Source organism: Streptomyces thermoalcalitolerans (assembly GCF_039525155.1).
Classification (GTDB): Bacteria; Actinomycetota; Actinomycetes; order Streptomycetales; family Streptomycetaceae; genus Streptomyces; species Streptomyces thermovulgaris.
The window spans coordinates 1-16,927 of record NZ_BAAAHG010000002.1; the positions used below are offsets into that span (position 1 = coordinate 1).

Genomic DNA, 16,927 nt, shown 5'->3' on the forward strand with positions numbered 1-16,927 from the left:
CCGGGCAGACGGCCGTCCCCCCGGCGCCCCGCACGGCCCAGCCGCTGCCCGCCGAGACGGTCGCGCCCGCCGCGCCGTCCACCCCGTCCGCCCCTGCCGCCCCGGCAGCACCCACCGCTCCCGCCGCGCCGCCCAGGCCTGCCGCGTTCGCCCCGCCCGCCGCGCCCGGCGCATCCGCCGACCCGAACTCCACCCAGGGGCGGGCGATCAGTGTGCGGACGCTGGGACAGGGGGTGCCGTTCGCCCGGCAGGCCGCGCAGGTGCAGGCGCCTCAGCCGCTGTCGGCCACTCCGCCCCCGCACACGACCGGCGGTTCCGGCCGCCGTCGCAAGCTGGGCACGCCGCCCGACCCGGCCACGCGCTCGCAGGCCCAGGCACAGCGGTCGGGACAGACGGCCCGCCCCCACCCGCCGGACGGGCAGTTCCCCGCGCAGCCCCTGCGGAACGCGGCCTCCGCGCCGCCTCCCCGAAGCGCCGCTCCCGCGCCGGCCGCCCCGGCGCAGCCCCGGCCGGGCCAGGCCACCGACGGTGCCGGACGGTCGTACGCCATAGGCGCCCCGGACAGAAACGCCGCCGAGGGCCCCGAACCGCTGGACGGCCCGGGCGGTGCGGTGGAGGTCGCGGACTCCCCCCAGCCGCAGCCGATGGACGACGAGCTGCCGCCGGAGCCGCTGGACAACCCGCGCCGGCTGCTCGTCTGGCCGGCCCCCGACGCCGCCACCCAGCAGGCGCTGAGCGACCGCGGCTACCGGCCCGTGATCGTGCACTCGCGCGAGGAGGTGGACGCGCAGATCGCGGCCTTCCCCGCCGCGCTGTTCGTCGACCCGCTGACCGGGCCGATCACCCGCACGGCGCTGCAGTCGCTGCGGCAGGCGGCGGTCGCCGCGGAGGTGCCGGTGCTGGTCACGGCCGGGCTGGGGCAGGCGACGCGCGAGGCGGCCTACGGTGCCGACCCCGCCGTTCTCCTCAAGGCCCTGGCTCCGCGCGACAGCGAGCAGCACCCGCCGCGTGTGCTGCTGGTCGAGGAACGCGCCGAGATCGCGCTGGCGCTGACGACGGCGCTGGAGCGGCGCGGAATGCAGGTGGCGCGGGCCGCGAGCGACAACGACGCGGTGACGCTGGCCGGACAGTTCCGGCCGAACCTGGTGGTGATGGACCTGATGCAGGTGCACCGCCGCCAGGCCGGCATCCTGGACTGGCTGCGGGCGAACGGGCAGCTCAACCGCACCCCGCTGGTGGTCTACACGGCCACCATCGACCAGGCGGACCTGCCGGGGCTGGCCTCGGGCGAGACGGTGCTGTTCCTGGCGGAGCGGTCCACCAGTGCCGAGGTGCAGGAGCGGATCGTCGATCTGCTGGCCCGCATCGGAACCAACTAGCGGCCGTACGTCGCTTCATCGCGTTCCTCGCGCACGGACTCGTCTCTGTGCGCATGGACTCTGTGTGCATGGCCTCTGTGCGCATGAACCCGTCGCGCACGGGCCGGGCGGGGAGACCCAGGGCTCCCCGCCCGGCCCGTGCGCTCGTCGGATCCGCGTGACGTCGGATCCGGGTGACGTCAGATCCGGGTGACGTCCAGCTCCCCGTCCGCGTACTGCCGGCGCAGCACCTTCTTGTCGAACTTGCCGACACTCGTCTTCGGGACCGCCGCGACAACCGTCCAGCGCTCCGGGAGCTGCCACTTGGCGATCTTGCCCTCCTCGGCGAGGAAGGCACGCAGGGCCTCGAAGTCGGCGGTGGCGCCCTCCTTGAGGACGACGGTGGCCAGCGGACGCTCGCCCCACTTGTCGTCGGGGACGGCGACGACGGCGGCCTCGGCGACGTCCGGGTGGGCCATCAGGGCGTTCTCCAGTTCGACGGAGGAGATCCACTCGCCGCCGGACTTGATGACGTCCTTGGCGCGGTCGGTGAGGGTGAGGTAGCCGTCGGGGCTGATGGTTCCGACGTCACCCGTCTTCAGCCAGCCGTCCTCGCTGAACTTGTCGGCGGGGCGCAGCGGTTCGGCGTCGGGGCCGTTGTAGTAGGCACCGGCGATCCACGGGCCGCGGACCTCCAGCTCGCCGGCGGACGTGCCGTCCCAGGGGAGGCGTTCGCCGTTGGGACCGGTCAGACGGGCCTCGACGCCCGCCGGGAAGCGGCCCTGGGTGAGGCGGTAGCCGAACTCCTCCTCGGTGCCGACCGCATGGGCCGGCGGGCGGGCCACGGTGCCGAGCGGGGAGGTCTCCGTCATGCCCCAGGCGTGGCAGACCCGCACACCGAGCCGGTCGAAGGCCTCCATGAGGGAGGCCGGGCAGGCCGAGCCGCCGATGGTGACCTGGGTGAGGGCGGAGATGTCCCGGGGGCGGGCGTTCAGCTCGGCGAGCAGGCCCTGCCAGATGGTGGGGACGGCGGCGGCGTGCGTCGGCTTCTCGCGCTCGATCATCTCGGCGAGCGGGCCGGGCTGCAGGAAACGGTCCGGCATCAGCATGCCGACGCCGGTCATGAAGGTGGCGTGCGGCAGACCCCAGGCGTTGACGTGGAACTGGGGGACGACGATCAGCGAGGTGTCCCGGTCGGTCAGGCCCATGGACTCGGCCATGTTGACCTGCATGGAGTGCAGGTAGATCGAACGGTGGCTGTAGACCACGCCCTTGGGGTCGCCGGTGGTGCCGGAGGTGTAGCACATGGCGGCGGCCTGGCGTTCGTCCGGCTCGGGCCAGTCGTACGTGGTCGGCTTGTCCGCGATCAGGTCCTCGTACTCGTGCACCTGTACGTGGGAGCCCTCGAGCGGGGCGCGGTCGCCGGGGCCGGAGACGACGACGTGCTCGACCGTCTTCAGGTGCGGCAGCAGCGGGGCGAGAAGGGGGATCAGGGAGCCGTTGACGATGATCACGCGGTCGGCCGCGTGGTTGACGATCCAGGTCAGCTGCTCGGCGGGCAGGCGCAGGTTGAGGGTGTGCAGCACCGCGCCCATGACAGGAATCGCGAAGTATGTCTCGACATGCTCCGCGTTGTTCCACATGAGGGTCGCCACCCGGTCGTCGGCGCGGACGCCGAGGTCGTCGCGGAGGGCATGGGCCAACTGCACCGCGCGGGCGCCCACGTCGGCGAAGCTGCGCCGCTGCGGCTCGCCCTCACCGGTCCACGTGGTGACCTGGGACCGTCCGTGCACCAGCCTTCCGTGGGCGAGGATGCGGTTCACGGTCAGCGGTACGTCCTGCATGGTGCTCAGCACGGCGTCCTCCCCGGGCAGCATTGCCTACGCGCTAGTAAGGGTTGCGCAGATTCTGCTCACATACCGCTCGGTATGTCACTAGTCCCGGATGATCGATCACATCGTCGCCGTGCGGTCCGTGTCCCGCGGCCCCACCGGCTCCGCGGGCGGATCAGCGCACGCGGCCCAGCTCCGGGTCGTCCCGCAGCTTGCCGAGCGCCCGTGACACCGCCGACTTCACGGTCCCCACGGACACCCCGAGCACCTCGGCCGTCTGTGCCTCGGAGAGATCCTCGTAATACCTGAGGACGACCATCGCCCGCTGCCGGACGGGCAGCTTCATGACCGCCCGCCACAGGGCGTCGCGCAGTGCCTGCTGTTCCGCCGGGTCGGCCGCGCCGTCCGCCGGCTCCGGCTCGGGCAGTTCCTCGCAGACGAACTCGTCGACCTTCCGCTTGCGCCACTGCGAGGTACGGGTGTTCAGCAGGGCACGGCGCACATAGCCGTCGAGCGCCCGGTGGTCCTCGATCCGCTCCCAGGCGGCGTACGTCTTGACCAGCGCGGTCTGCAGCAGATCCTCCGCGTCGCTCTGGTTCGCGGTCAGTGACCGGGCGGCGCGCAGCAGCACCGGCTGCCGGGCCCGTACATACGCCGTGAACGACGGATACGCCGCAGGCCGGCCTGCCGGTACGGCGGGGGTCGACGCGCTGATGCAGACGGGTGTGGTCATGGCTCCACGCTAGGAGCGGCACCCGGCGCGGCGGATCGCCCGCAGGTCCCGAAGCGGGGTCCGCCTCAGGTTGTAGAGGTGGGGCCGGCCCCACCTCCTGAAGGTGGAGGAGCGCACCGTACGCCCTGCGGGTTCGCCCCTGAGAAGCACATACGTCTGAGAAGCACATGCGTCGAGAAGCACGTCCGCCGAGAAGCCTGCCGGGAAGCACATCTGCGCGGCGGAGCCGAAGCACCGCCGCGCAGATGTGTGTCACGTCCCCACAAACACCCACAAGGGGTTCAGGGCCGGTGGCGGGTCCCCGAAGTGCGCACCGGCCCGTCCCGGCTCACCACAGAGGAGTGAAGTAGACGGCGACGTTCTCCTCCCCCTGCTGGACGGCCGTGTAGGCGGAACCGTTGACCTGGGCGCTGTCGCTCCGGTTCGAGGCGCCGGTGCCGACCGCCTGCTGCCCGGTGATGGACGAGTTGCCGCTGTTGTCCCGGCCGACCCCGCTGCCGACGATGCCGGCGACACCCGCATTGGATCCGTCCCCCGCGACGGCTCCCGTGTCCGCGGCCGCGGTGCCGGTGAAGAGCGCGGCCGCCAGAGGGACGGCTGCGACTGCGGCAAGAACGCGGGCGGTACGGCTGCTTGCCATGTTCCTCCTCCAGTACGAGGTACGTGCCGGCGGTCCCGCCGGACGTACGTGAAACCGTGAAGTACGGCTGTCACCAGGGCGGTCGGCCGACTGCCCGGGTGGGTTCCTCGCGACGTCGCAAGATCAGAGTTGCCCACCAAAACCCGGCGGACCACCTCGGAAGGCCCAGTTCCCACGCAAGCGTGAGGACAAGTCGATAAACCCCTGGAGCCACTTTTTCCGCCCGGAAGCCGCGCAGCGGGGCGGCACGGGATCCTTTCTCCCCAAGCGCCGCAAGGGCTGAAGCCACCCACCGAAAATCCGTCCACGCCATCCCCCCCTCCGGCGTGTCGCACCCACCCTCTTCCCTTTCTCGAACACTTGTACGACCATGGGGTCATGGCCACCACCGACCGGCAGGCCATGACACCGGCCCTCGCCCACGCCCTGTCGGCCGCCGAGCGCGGCCTGGCCGTCTTCCCCCTGTCCCGGACGAAACTCCCGGCCCTGCGCTCCCCGCACCGTGACGACCCGGACCCGTCCGGCCCGCGCTGCCACGGCGAGTGCGGCCGCTTCGGCCACGGGGTGTACGACGCCTCCACCGACCCGGCCCGCATCCGCGCCCTGTTCGCCGCCGCCCCCTGGGCCACCGGCTACGGCATCGCCTGCGGCCTGCCCCCGCACCATCTGATCGGCATCGACCTGGACACCAAGGCCGGCACGGACGCCCCCGCCGCCCTGCGCGCCCTCGCCCGGCGTCACCTGTTCGTCCTCCCCGCCACCGTGGTCGTCCTGACCCCCAGCGGCGGCCGCCACCTGTGGCTGAGCGGGCCGCCGGACGTCGTCGTGCCCAACTCGGCCGGACGCCTGGCCCCCGGCATCGACGTCCGCGGCGCCGGCGGCTACCTGGTCGGCCCCGGCTCCCGCACCGAGCGCGGCGTGTACACCACCGCTCCCGGCACCGCACACCTCGCGCCCGCACCCTGCCCGCGCGCCCTCCTGCGCCTCCTGCTTCCCCCGCCCCGCTCCCCTCGCCGCCCCTCACCGGCCTCGGCCGGCCGGCACGGCCAGGGCCTGGTGCAGTTCGTCCTCGGCGCCCACAAGGGCCAGCGCAACAGCCGCCTGTTCTGGGCCGCCTGCCGCGCCTACGAGAGCGGCATCGGCCCCGACCTCGCCGACTCCCTGGTCGACGCGGCCCTGCACACCGGCCTGCCCGAACACGAGGCCCGCGCCACCGTCGCCTCGGCGGCCCGCCTGACGGGCCACCGCCCCTAGGGTTCCGCGGCGCAGGCTCCGCACGAGGAACGGCACCGGCAGCAGGCCCGCACGGACAGCGGGCTCGCGTTGCCGTGGCCGCCACCCCGCTCCGGCACGTCGGCGGCGACCACCGCGAGGCACAGCAAGGCTCCCGTCCCTGATCACCCGGAACGGCTCACGGCACCGTCCCGGTGCGATGCGGTACGCCCTTCGGAACCGGCTTCGGCCTTCGGCTCGGCCCCGGTCACCTCCCCAGGGGGGAGCGCCCGCGGGACGGCCGGTCCACCGGGCGGGCGGCCGCGGCGGCCATGAGCGCCAGCAGCAGGGCGATCACACCGACGACGACGTTGTTGACGATGGTCCTGGTGGTGCTGACGTCGCCTGCCACGACCCACGGCGCGATGATCGTCCACACACCCAGCGCACAAGCGGCCCACGCCATGCTGTGCGAGCGCTCGTACGCCCGGCCGAGGCCACCGCCCATGAAGAGGGCGTAGGCGATGCCGACGATCAGATTGTTGACCGCCAGAGTGGAGAGGTTGTTGAATCCCGCGATCCACGGCGAGGCGGCCAGGTAGAGCCCCGTGATCAGGGCCATGGCCTCGAGGGCCTGCGCCTTCGGAGTGGCCGCGGCACGTTCGGCCATCTCGTGCCGCTTGCGCATCTCGATGATGTCGGGATGGGTCTCCATGTCCGGCCGGGGATGAGTCGCCATGGCACTTCCTCCGAATCGTCCGTCGTGCTCCCTGCGCGGAAGCGAGTACCCCGCCGGAGGAGGACAACCGCCCCGAACCGCCGAGTCCGAGGCCCCCACCGCAGAAGGAGTCCCGCCAGGCCGGGGCGAGCCACCGGACACGTCGACGTCCGCACACCGAAGGGCGAAGAGCTCACCGGCCCGCAGGCCCACGGAGGCCATGATGTGCGGTCCGGTCATGGCCGGATGCTCCCTTGTGTCCTGTTCGTCTCCATGCCACACAGATGAAGGCGGGTGATCGGGCGGAGGGGGCACTGCATGTCCGTGTCGGATCGCGATCCGGTGGCACCGTCGGCCTGGGCGATCGAACGGTTCGGGCGGCATGCCGGCGCACTCGCCACCGCGGTCCCCTTGCAGCTTGCCAAGGCGCACGCCAAGGCCCACGCGGCGCACAGAGCGGCGGGACTTAAGAAACGGAGTCCCTACGGCGTCGCCCTTGCCGGGGCTGTGCGTGAGGGCCTGGCCGACGCGGCGCGGGAGCTGGGGGAGCCGGTACGGGACGTGCGTGGATACGAGTACGCCGTGATCAACGAGCACGCGCTGTTCCCCTTCAGGTACGCGGACAGGCCGCGGCCCCTGGACCGCGCACGGTTGCCCGCCAACGCCTCGCCCACCCGCCGACGGCTGTTCCACGCCCACGGACCGCAGGCTCAGGACGGCCTGTTCGACGTCGACGCCGGTCTGGCGACCGAGGAGTACCTGGGGCTGCACGAGACGTTCGAGGAGCTGGGGAACTCGACGAGGCTCGTCTGCGTGTTCTTCACGGCCGACGCGGAGAGCGGCATCCACGTCATCCACTGGGGAGAGGCCCACCTCGAACCGGACCGCACCTTCATATGGCTCCACAAGGAACAACTCCCGGTCGCCTCCGTCCCGCTCGAGTGACGGGTGCCGGCTTGGCGGAGCGGCTTTCGGCCCCCGTCTTTCCTGGCCCTTCCTGGCTCGGCCCGTTCCCGGGCCCTCCCCGGACCGCGCAAGGACGCCCGGGGCTGGCCGATGCCGCGGCTCCTCCGGCCCTTCAGCCCTCTCAGTCCTCACTCACCTGCAACAGGACCACGATGAAGCCCTTGCCAGTGCCAGCCACCACTCTGTCGAAGGTGTGGCAGGTGACCGGGTTCCATGTGTGCATCCCGGACGACGGATCGCCGATGTTCGTGTGCCATACGGCCCGTTGGCCCAGCAGGTGAGCAACACGTTCCGCCGTTCGGCGAGTGTGAGCCCGATCGCGGCGCGGCAGGCCGGAGCGGGCGAGGTCCTCGGCCGCCAGACGAGCCATCAGCCGCACGGCTTGCTCGCGGCCCGTCGGCGAGATCGCTTGAGCGATCTCCGGCACTGTGCCCGGGCCGGTTGCTCCCGGCACGGCGTACTGCCTCCAGGCTCGTTCCGCCTCCAGGGCCACGGCGCGGACCAGCTCGGGGACGGATCCCTCGGAGGCGGGGAACACATGGCCGAAAACCCCGTCTTCGCGGGACAGAGACGTGATCAGCTCGCACAGTTCGGTCGCCGGTTCCACGAGGGCCATGCTCTCAGCACGGCCGGGGGCCGCTTCGTACAGCACATGCCGGCCGGGGAGTCCATGCCCCGACCGTGCCCGATCGAGCAGGGAGCCAAGAAAAACACCGGCCCGCGACAGTGGCCGGACACAAGAGCGGCCCCCGACCGGACATCCAGGTCAGGGGCCGTCTCTCACTGCTCGTGCCGCGGAGGCGGTGGGATTTGAACCCACGGTGACATCGCTGCCACGACGGTTTTCAAGACCGTTCCCTTCGGCCGCTCGGGCACACCTCCCCGCGCCGCGCGTGACCGGCGGCGCGGGACAAGACTAACCGGTCGTCACGCGCATGTGCGGATCAGTTGTCCGGGAAGCCGTGGCACGCGCGCGGGATCAGTCGTCGCCGACGCGGGAACCGAGCACCACGTCGACCTTGTGCTCCTTGCCGTCGCGCTTGACGGTGAGGGTGACCTTGTCGCCGGGCTTGTGGGTCCAGATCTCGCCGATGAGGGTGGGGCCGGAGTCGATGATCCGGTCGTCGAGCCTGGTGATGACGTCACCGGGCCTGAGGCCGGCCTTGTCGGCGGGGCCGCCCGGTTCGATCGGGTCGGAGCCGCCGACGCCCTGCTCGGTGATCTTGGCGCCGTCCGTGGTGTTCTCCAGGGAGACCGACGCGCCGATCTTGGCGTAGACCGGCTTGCCGGTCTTGATCAGCTGCTGGGCGACGTACTTGGCCTGGTTGATCGGGATCGCGAAGCCCAGGCCGATCGAACCGGACTGGCCGGAGCCGCCGAGGCCGCCGCCCGTGGACTGGATCGCGGAGTTGATGCCGATGACCGCGCCGCGGGCGTCGAGAAGCGGGCCGCCGGAGTTGCCCGGGTTGATGGAGGCGTCCGTCTGCAGGGCGCTCATGTAGGACGCCTTGCTCTCGGAGTTGCCGTCGCTGGAGGCCACGGGGCGGTTCTTGGCGCTGATGATGCCGGTCGTCACCGTGTTCGACAGGCCGAAGGGCGCGCCGATGGCGATCGTCTCGTCGCCGACGGCCACCTTGTCGGAGTCGCCGAGGGGAAGCGGCTTGAGGCCGGAGGGGGCGTTCTTGAGCTTGATGACGGCGACGTCGTAGCCCTGGGCGTTGCCGACGATCTCGGCCTCGTACTTCTTGCCGTCGGGGAAGGTCGCGGTGAGCCTGCCGCCGTCCACGGCGTCGGCCACCACGTGGTTGTTGGTGACGATGTGGCCCTGGGTGTCGAAGACGAAGCCGGTGCCGGTGCCGCCCCGGCCGCCGGCGCCCTCGGCCTCGATGGTGACCGTGCTCGGCAGCGCCCTGGCGGCCACGCCCGCGACCGAGTTCGGGTCGCGCTTGATCCGCGAGGCGCCGCTGTCGGAGGCGGAGATCGTGGTGGAGGCGGTGTCGCTGTTCCTGGCCAGGGTGTAGCCGATGCCTCCGCCCAGGCCGCCGGCGACCAGGGCGGCCGCCAGGACCGCGGCGATCAGGCCGCCGCGCCGGCCGGCCGTCTTGGGCGCGGGCTGCTGGTACGGGGAGCCCCAGCCGGAGCCTCCTCCCGCACCGCCGTGCGCGGACGGGGGCGGCCAGGAGCTGTCGACGGGCGAGCCGGTGCCGTTCTGCTGCCCGAAGGCGCCGGCCTCGCCGTTCACTCCCGGAATGTGCGGGGGCGTGCTGGGAGGCGGGGGCATGGTGCCTCCCTGAGCGGCCGGGCGCGGGGGAGCCGCGGGAGATTCCACCGGTACGGGAGGTGCGGACGGGGCCGGAGGTACCGCGTTGCCCTCGTTCTCGGTGCTCACAGATCTTCTCCTCGATCCACGGCTGTCGTTGTCGGTCGCACTGGTCACGCTCGTCATGCCTGCCGGCGACCCGGCCTGCTCCAGCTGTGCATGTGCATCTGTGTATCCAGCTTTTCCCAAGGGCCGTCAGAGCACCATAAGCGGTGGCTGTGGCTCCGCCTTCATCCTTTATATAGGGCATCCCACATGAAATGGACACGTGGCCGACGGCCTCCCGCCGTCCCGTCCGTCCCGCCGCGGTGGCACCATGACGCAGTGACCCACGCACGGCAGCATCACATCCAAGTCGTCGCCCACCGCGGCGCCTCCGAGGCCGCCCCGGAGCACACGCTGGCCGCCTACCGGAGGGCGATCGAGGACGGCGCGGACGCCCTCGAGTGCGATGTGCGCCTGACCGCGGACGGCCATCTCGTCTGCGTGCACGACCGCCGCGTCAACCGTACGTCCAACGGCCGTGGGGCGGTGTCGGCCCTGGAGCTCGCCGACCTCGCCGCGCTGGACTTCGGCTACGCGCGCACGCGTGCCTTCTGGCGGGGCCGGGACGAGGAGCCGGACTGGGAGGTACGGCCGGAGGACCCCGAGGAGACCTCGGTCCTCACCCTGGAACGGCTGCTCGAACTCGTCGCCGACGCCGGGCGGCGGGTGGAGCTGGCCATCGAGACCAAGCACCCCACGCGCTGGGCGGGGCAGGTCGAGGAGCGGCTGATGACGCTCCTGAGGCGGTTCGGCCTGGACGCCCCGGCGTCGGCCGAGGAGTCACCGGTGCGTGTGATGAGTTTCTCGGCGCGTTCGCTGCACCGGGTGCGGGCGGCCTCGCCGACCCTGCCGACCGTCTATCTGATGCAGTTCGTCTCGCCCCGGCTGCGCGACGGACGGCTCCCGACGGGGGTCCGGATCGCGGGGCCCTCGATCCGGATCGTGCGCAACCATCCGGCGTACGTCCAGCGGCTCAAGCGGGCGGGGCACGAGGTGCACGTGTGGACGGTGAACGAACCCGAGGACATCGATCTCTGCGCCGGCCTGGGCGTCGACGCCATCATCACCGACCGCCCGGACGCGGTCCTGCGCCGACTCGGCCGCTGACCGGCCGCTGAGCGGCCGCGGGTCCGCCGGGGTCCGGCCGCCGAGCGTTCGCGGGCCGTTCCCGGCCGCGGCCCCGCATCACCGTGCGCAGGCCCCGCATCGCCGCGTGCGGTCGCACCCCGGCCGAGGGTCCGCCCCCAACCCCGCGGGCGGATCGCGCCCCGGTCGCAGGCCCGTCGCGGCTCGGCTGCTGTTCGGTCGCGGGCTCATTGCGAATCTTGACCGGGACGCTCACGCTGCACCATCCTCCCTTTTCGGCCACACCGAAGAAATCCGGCCACATGGCAAGAACGGTGACAGGGAGTGCTCCGGCGCGTTCGGTGCGTGTTCGATCGTGGTGAATGCGTCACCGGACGGTGACCGGCCGGTTTCCGGTACAGGCCAGTGGGGCATCCACACCGTGGCGTGGGGCGAAGGAGGTCTCGGGGGTGGCGTTGGTGGTGGCACAGGAGGTGCCCACGTCGTCGAGCATGGCCGTACCCCATGGTCCTGCGGGCGTGGGGGAAGCACGGCACCGGATGCGCGAGCAGTTGCGCAGAGGGGGCGTGGCGGAGTCGGTCATCGACGATGCCGTACTGGTTCTTTCCGAACTCTTGAGCAATGCCTGCAAGCACGGCCGGCCGCTGGGCGGTGCCCTGGCCGGTGACGGCGACGTCCGGGCCGCGTGGCGTGTGGACGCGGACGGCCGGCTGATCGTGGAGGTGACCGACGGCGGCGGCCCGACCCGCCCGGCCCCGGCCACTCCCTCGGTCACCGCGCACGGCGGCCGCGGGCTGAACATCATCACCGCGCTCTGCGAGGACTGGGGCGTACGGGACCACGTGGACGGCGAGGTCACCGTGTGGGTGGTCGTCCACGGCGACGTGCACGACCCGGACGCCGGACACCGCCGTGACGACTTCGCCTCCCGGGTCGCCGCGCCGCCGGTGTCGTCCCTGCCCGGGCTGGGTCTCGCGGACGCCTTCGACGACCTGGACTGAGCCCCGGACCGGGAACGCGGGTGCGGCGCACGGCAGGGCCGGCGTCCCCGGCACAACCGGGTCACGACCGATTCATGAGCGCATCACGAGCAGGTTCCGGGCGAGCCAGGGGTGCACCTCGTGGGTGCGAAACCCGATCGGTCGTCCGTATCGCCCACCTTGTCCACAGGGTCCCGTCGCTCGCGGCGTGAACGGCTAGGCTCGCGCCCGTACGAGACGAGCCGTAACCGGGAGACACCCAGATGGCCAAGAAGCGACCCCAGACCAAGGCCAAGCGACCGCAGCTCACGGACGAAGAGATCCCGGTGGTCGGCGCGCGCGAACCCTGCCCCTGCGGCAGCGGCCGCCGGTACAAGGCCTGCCACGGCCGGGCCGCCGCGCACGCGGCGACCGAGTTGGTGCAGCGGCCGTTCGAAGGACTTCCCGGGGAGTGCGACTGGGTGGCGCTGCGCGAGCTGGTCCCCGCCGCCACGGCCGGGCTGACGCTCAAGGACGGCCTGCCCGAGGGCGTCCCGTCCGTCACGCTCGCCACGGTCCTGCCGATGGCCTGGCCCGCGCTGCGCCGTGACGACGGCTCGGTGCTGCTCGGCCTGCAGAACGACACGGCGTCCGGGGATCTCAGCCGCGACCTCGCCGACACCCTGCTGCGCGCGCTGGAGGCCGAGCCCGGCACACCGGTGCAGGGCCGCCGCACCCCGGTCGGCGGTCCGCGGCTGCAGGACCTGCTCGACACCGAGGTCCCCTTCGAGCCGGTGGTGCACGAGGGCTTCGAGTTCTGGGTGCCGGACGCGAAGAACGCGACGCCGGAGGTCACCGCCTCCCTGGAGCGGGCCAACGCGGCGGCCATCCCGACCGTGCGCCTGCAGAGCGTCGAGGCCGCGTACTGGTGCCGGACCCCGGAGAAGAACCACCTGCGCTGGGTCATGCCGCACCCGGAGGAGCGGCTGCTGGACGCCCTGGCGCGGCTGCACGCGGCGGGCCGTTCGAACCTGGGCGAGAACACCCGGCTCGTGGGCTCCTTCCGCGCCCACGGCCTCACGGTGCCGGTGTGGGACCTGCCGAGCGAGCTCGGTGCCCAGGACGTGGAGAAGCCGGCCGCCGAGTTCGCCGAGCGGCTGGCCGAGGCCCTGGCCGTCGAGGCGCCGCTGACCGCGGACGAGCGCAGGGCCCGCAGCGGCCTGACCAACCGTCAGGTCACCCTCAGCTGACCCACCGGCCGCGGCCGGCTGTGCGACCGGCCGGCCGCACGGCTTCGCCGCACAGGGCGACTCCGGCCACAACTCCCCTTCCGCACAAGGGAGTCGGGTGACCGGAAAGACAGCTCGCCCGGTGACCGGAAAAGCCGAGACCGAATTTGCGAACCGCCGATCTCTTGTTACCGTTCACGTAGCCCGGTTGCTGGTGCATCCCCCGTCGCCAGCAACCGGGCCTTCGCATGCGCGCCACCGGTCACCGCGCGCAGCGGTTCACCAACCATCCGTATCCGCAGGGGATTTGCTTCCGGAGCGCAGCAACAGCGGCCCGTCCGCGCCGCGTTCGGCGAACTCCGCGACGGCGGTGTATGCCCCGGGTTCTCCCCGGAGGCGTTCCCGGGGCGTCTCGCACATCCCCGGCTCGTCGCCCTCGCCCGGCGCGCAGCGCGTCCGCACGGTGCGCTCTCCAGGGCCCATGAGGGTCAGGGCGGCGTCCAGGGGACGGCCGGTGGTGTTGCGGTAGTAGGTGCGCGCCCAGGTGTCCTGTCCCTGGGTCAGCACACAGGTCTGCGCCTGGACTTTGCCGGGCGAGGCGGCCTTCGGGCCGCAGCGTACGGCGGTGGCCGGGCCCAGGCCGAGCAGCAGCGGGGAACGGGTGGGGGCCATGGACGGGTTCCGGCCGTCGCCGTGCGGCGAGGAACGTACGGCGGACGGGGCGGACACGGGGCTCCGATCGGCCACGGGACTCCGGTCGCCCGTCTGCCCCGCGGACGCCGCGGCCAGCGGCAGTGCCGCGACACCGGCCACGGCGGCCAGCAGGGCGAGCAGACGGACGCGCCGGGGACCGGGGCCGCCGCACGGCAGCGGCCGGCTCCCGGGTCCTCCGCGACGACGCACCATGCGGGAACGATCGCGATGCCGCACCATGCGGGGACGATAACGGCGCAGAACGGGCGCCTCGCCCACCGCGCGCCCGATACCCCTACAACTCGGGCGCGCTCACACCCGTACGGGTGAGGGTGTCCACCACGATGTCGACCACGGCCTCCACATCGGGCACCCAGGGCGAGGCGGAGCCGGGCAGCGGGGCCCGCTCCCAGCGGACCGGGCCGGCCCCGGTCTCGGAGGGAGGCAGCGCGAGGTAGCCGCCCTCACCGTGGAAGCGCAGGGAGCCGGGGACGAAGTCCTTGGCGTAGAGCAGTTCGCCCAGCTGCTCCATCGAGTACGGCCTGACGAGGATCGCCCAGCGCGTGGACGAGGCGACGACCGGGCCGAGCCGTATGCCGACGCGGTCGAACGCGGCCAGGGCCCGGGCGGCCGGAAGGGCCGGCAGGCTCACCGCGCAGGGGGCCTTGCCCCCGGTGGCCAGGATGATCGGCGCCGTGGGCCGGTTGGTCCACCACCAGCGCACCATGCGGGCGTCCGTGGTGGCCGCGAGGAGACCGGGGTCGAAGGGGTGTGCGCCGGGAACCGTGCAGTCCGGGTCGGGGCAGCCGCAGCGGCCGGGCCGCCGCGGGTCCGGCGCCACGCCCGGGAGCACCGGCCACTGCCACTGGGCCGCGAAGGTCAGGGCCGCGTCGACCGACTCGGACCTCCCGTCGCCGCGCTGGGACAGGAACCTGCGTCGCCTTCCCGGGATCTCGCGCATGAGCGCTCGTTCCTTTCCGTTGCACCGACGGCAACACCGCTGGACCACTCACACCATGTGTCGATCACTTCACCGCGCGTACCTGTGGGCGCATCACATCCCTGCCTTCAGGCACGGGAAACCCCTATGGGCCGAGCTTGTGGCTGCTTCCGCGGCAGCCCCGCCCACACCGCGTCTGTCAAAAGCATGGGCGTGGCGTGGGGTGGCGGAGTGTGGCGCTTTGGTACCGCGTGTTTGTTCTCCGCCTCCATCACGCGAGGATGGGGCACGGTCGTCGGTGGATAGGACGCCCGGTTCCGTCGCCGGGTTCCGGGTTTCCCCGACCACCCCTGGCCTTCTCCGGGTACGTACCCATCACGACCGCTGTGACGCTCCGTGGAGCACATCCAGTCGACCGCAAGGGCCCATCACCGGAGGCAGTTTCAAGCCAACTTCATATTTTCGCAAGGGGTTCGGGAGAACGTCCCGAAAGCCCCTCTGACACCAGGAATCCCAGCAGGACAATGCTGGACATCTCCACACGAGTACGTGTACATGTGGAGACACTGCTGGCGGCGCAGAATGACATGGGGGTTTGCAATGCTTTTGAGCAGTGCGCACCGGTCGGAAAGCCGGACGCCATGAACGCCCCTCACCCCTCGAAAGTGGCTGGAATCGATGCGACGGTTCCGGCCCCCGCCCACACTGCCGCACCCACGTCCGCCGCCACGGGTGCCTCCCCGCTCTCCTCCGCGAGCGGCCCGGCGGCCCCGCACGCTCCCTGCGCACCGGGCGCTTTTCTGCAGGACCGGCTGGCCGGCTGGGTCTCCGACCTGACCACCCTGCACGAGCTCACCGAGCGGCTGGCCCGGACGAAGGAGCTCGACGCCGCCCTGCAGGAGCTGCTGCGCGCCGGCGCCGCCCTCCTCGGCGCCCGGCGTGGTCTGGTCGTCCTGGAACCGGACGACGGGCTCGGCCCCGACACGACCGTCGGCCTCGGCCTCGCCCGGTCCGATCTCGGCCATCTGGAGACCGTGCCGCGCAGCGCCCTGCCCTACGGCACCCTCCTCGACACCCCGGCCGGAGCGCCGGGCGGCGAGGGCGAGGTCGTGCACCCCGATCTGCTCTCCGAGGACGGCCTCGACCCCCGCCACCGCGAGGTGGCCGTCCGCCTCGGCTACGCCGCCAGCTACGCGCTGCCCCTGTCCACCGAGACCGCCGGCCGCATCGGCGCCGCCGTATGGCTCTACGACGAGCCCGCCGAACCGGCCGAGCGCCGGCGCCACCTGGCCGGCCTCTACGTCCGCTCCGCCACCGAGCACCTGGCGCGCCTGCTCGACACCGAGCGCACGCGCGCGTGCATGGCGACGGTCTACGAGGAGCTGCTGCCCTCCCGGCTGCCCCGGGTGCCCGGTGTCCAGCTCGCCTGCCGGCACCGCACGGGACCGCGCGGCGGGGGCGACTGGTACGACGCGCTGCCGCTGCCGGACTCCGCGCTCGGTCTCGCGGTCGGCTCGGTCACCGGCTCCGGGCCGGGAGCGGTCGCCGCGATGGGCCGGCTGCGCGCGTCCCTGCGGGCGTACGCGGTGATGGAGGGCGAGGACCCCGTCGCCGTCCTGTCCGACCTCGAACTGCTGCTGCGGCTGACCGAGCCCGCCCGCTGCGCCACCGCCCTGTTCGCCTACTGCGAGCCCGCCCTGCGCAGGATCACCCTGGCCGGCGCCGGGCACAGCCCGCCGCTGGTGGTCGGCGAGCGGCGCACCGAGTTCGTGGAGACGTCCGTGTCCGCGCCGCTCGGCATGCTCTCCTGCTGGGAGGCGCCCAGCGTGGAGTTCGAGGTGGCGGCGGGCGAGACGGTGCTGCTCTACACCGACGGGCTGCTGCACCGCACCGGCGACCCGGTGGACCGCGCCTTCGCCCGGCTGCACGCGGCCGCGGCGAGCGTCCCGCGCGCGCGGCGCCACGATCCGGAGGCCGTCGCCGACCATGTCCTGCACACGGTCCTGCCGAACGACCAGGACATGACCGGCGGCAGGGAGGACGTCGCCCTGGTGGCGGCGCGCTTCGAATAGTCCGAATAGACCGGCCCGGCACCGGCACCCCCGGCACGGGCACCCACAGCACCCGCAGTCCCGGCACGGACACTCCCGGCACGGACACTCCCGGCACGGACACTCCCGGCACGAGCACCCCCGG

General features: G+C 72.6%; 16 protein-coding genes and 1 tRNA gene. 7 read left to right on the forward strand and 10 right to left on the reverse strand.

Annotated features, from left to right (window positions below):
• Positions 1-1,379: response regulator (locus tag ABD224_RS01420; RefSeq protein ID WP_486388844.1), on the forward strand; the 1,379-nt coding region annotated here is incomplete at its 5' end.
• A 179-nt stretch (positions 1,380-1,558) separates the two neighbouring features.
• On the opposite strand, the gene ABD224_RS01425 is transcribed toward ABD224_RS01420, so the two are convergent.
• The 3 genes from ABD224_RS01425 to ABD224_RS01435 all read right to left on the reverse strand — a co-directional run bounded on the left by ABD224_RS01425 (position 1,559) and on the right by ABD224_RS01435 (position 4,563).
• On the reverse strand, positions 1,559-3,214 hold the full coding sequence (locus tag ABD224_RS01425; RefSeq protein WP_344045795.1) for a long-chain fatty acid--CoA ligase: 1,656 nt from the start codon (positions 3,212-3,214) through the stop codon (positions 1,559-1,561).
• A gap of 151 nt (positions 3,215-3,365) precedes the next feature.
• Complete coding sequence (locus ABD224_RS01430) at positions 3,366-3,923, reverse strand: SigE family RNA polymerase sigma factor (protein ID WP_344045797.1); 558 nt, start codon at positions 3,921-3,923, stop codon at positions 3,366-3,368.
• Between the two features lie 328 nt (positions 3,924-4,251).
• Positions 4,252-4,563, reverse strand: a complete 312-nt coding sequence (locus ABD224_RS01435; protein WP_344045800.1) for a hypothetical protein — start codon at positions 4,561-4,563, stop codon at positions 4,252-4,254.
• Positions 4,564-4,941: 378 nt separating this feature from the next.
• On the opposite strand from ABD224_RS01435, the gene ABD224_RS01440 reads away from it, so the two are divergent.
• Positions 4,942-5,817 carry a bifunctional DNA primase/polymerase gene (locus tag ABD224_RS01440; RefSeq protein ID WP_344045802.1) on the forward strand — a complete coding sequence of 292 codons (876 nt, stop codon included), beginning with the start codon at positions 4,942-4,944 and terminating at the stop codon, positions 5,815-5,817.
• A gap of 226 nt (positions 5,818-6,043) precedes the next feature.
• On the opposite strand, the gene ABD224_RS01445 is transcribed toward ABD224_RS01440, so the two are convergent.
• Positions 6,044-6,514, reverse strand: coding sequence for an SPW repeat protein (locus ABD224_RS01445; protein WP_344045804.1), 471 nt, complete (start codon positions 6,512-6,514; stop codon positions 6,044-6,046).
• A 297-nt stretch (positions 6,515-6,811) separates the two neighbouring features.
• On the opposite strand from ABD224_RS01445, the gene ABD224_RS01450 reads away from it, so the two are divergent.
• Entirely contained in the window at positions 6,812-7,438 is a 627-nt protein-coding gene (locus ABD224_RS01450; RefSeq protein WP_344045806.1) for a hypothetical protein, read from the forward strand.
• A gap of 142 nt (positions 7,439-7,580) precedes the next feature.
• Here ABD224_RS01450 and ABD224_RS01455 read toward each other — a convergent pair whose 3' ends face one another.
• From ABD224_RS01455 to ABD224_RS01465, 3 genes are all read right to left on the reverse strand, one after another.
• On the reverse strand, positions 7,581-8,075 hold the full coding sequence (locus ABD224_RS01455) for a hypothetical protein (protein ID WP_344045808.1): 495 nt from the start codon (positions 8,073-8,075) through the stop codon (positions 7,581-7,583).
• 179 nt (positions 8,076-8,254) lie between these two features.
• Positions 8,255-8,341: transfer RNA gene (locus ABD224_RS01460), tRNA-Ser, on the reverse strand.
• A 97-nt stretch (positions 8,342-8,438) separates the two neighbouring features.
• The gene (locus ABD224_RS01465; RefSeq protein WP_344045810.1) at positions 8,439-9,848 is read right to left on the reverse strand and encodes a S1C family serine protease; all 1,410 of its coding nucleotides are present in this window, start codon (positions 9,846-9,848) and stop codon (positions 8,439-8,441) included.
• A 255-nt stretch (positions 9,849-10,103) separates the two neighbouring features.
• On the opposite strand from ABD224_RS01465, the gene ABD224_RS01470 reads away from it, so the two are divergent.
• Positions 10,104-10,931, forward strand: coding sequence for a glycerophosphodiester phosphodiesterase (locus ABD224_RS01470; RefSeq protein ID WP_344045812.1), 828 nt, complete (start codon positions 10,104-10,106; stop codon positions 10,929-10,931).
• A gap of 346 nt (positions 10,932-11,277) precedes the next feature.
• Here ABD224_RS01470 and ABD224_RS01475 read toward each other — a convergent pair whose 3' ends face one another.
• Positions 11,278-11,403: a hypothetical protein gene (locus ABD224_RS01475; RefSeq protein WP_344046289.1), complete on the reverse strand. Its 126-nt coding sequence runs from the start codon at positions 11,401-11,403 to the stop codon at positions 11,278-11,280.
• Here ABD224_RS01475 and ABD224_RS01480 point away from each other — a divergent pair.
• Together ABD224_RS01480 and ABD224_RS01485 are read left to right on the forward strand one after the other, a co-directional pair.
• Positions 11,360-11,911 carry an ATP-binding protein gene (locus tag ABD224_RS01480; protein WP_344045814.1) on the forward strand — a complete coding sequence of 184 codons (552 nt, stop codon included), beginning with the start codon at positions 11,360-11,362 and terminating at the stop codon, positions 11,909-11,911. The genes ABD224_RS01475 and ABD224_RS01480 overlap by 44 nt on opposite strands.
• Before the next feature lie 242 nt (positions 11,912-12,153).
• Entirely contained in the window at positions 12,154-13,119 is a 966-nt protein-coding gene (locus tag ABD224_RS01485) for a DUF5926 family protein (RefSeq protein ID WP_344045816.1), read from the forward strand.
• Between the two features lie 258 nt (positions 13,120-13,377).
• Here the strand turns inward: ABD224_RS01485 and ABD224_RS01490 are convergent, their stop codons facing one another.
• Both ABD224_RS01490 and ABD224_RS01495 read right to left on the reverse strand, forming a co-directional pair.
• Positions 13,378-14,004: a hypothetical protein gene (locus tag ABD224_RS01490; protein ID WP_344045818.1), complete on the reverse strand. Its 627-nt coding sequence runs from the start codon at positions 14,002-14,004 to the stop codon at positions 13,378-13,380.
• Between the two features lie 82 nt (positions 14,005-14,086).
• Complete coding sequence (locus tag ABD224_RS01495; RefSeq protein ID WP_344045820.1) at positions 14,087-14,752, reverse strand: bifunctional DNA primase/polymerase; 666 nt, start codon at positions 14,750-14,752, stop codon at positions 14,087-14,089.
• Between the two features lie 503 nt (positions 14,753-15,255).
• Here ABD224_RS01495 and ABD224_RS01500 point away from each other — a divergent pair.
• A complete protein-coding gene (locus tag ABD224_RS01500; protein ID WP_344045822.1) occupies positions 15,256-16,803 on the forward strand; it encodes a PP2C family protein-serine/threonine phosphatase in 1,548 nt (515 codons plus the stop codon).
• Positions 16,804-16,927 lie beyond the last annotated feature (124 nt).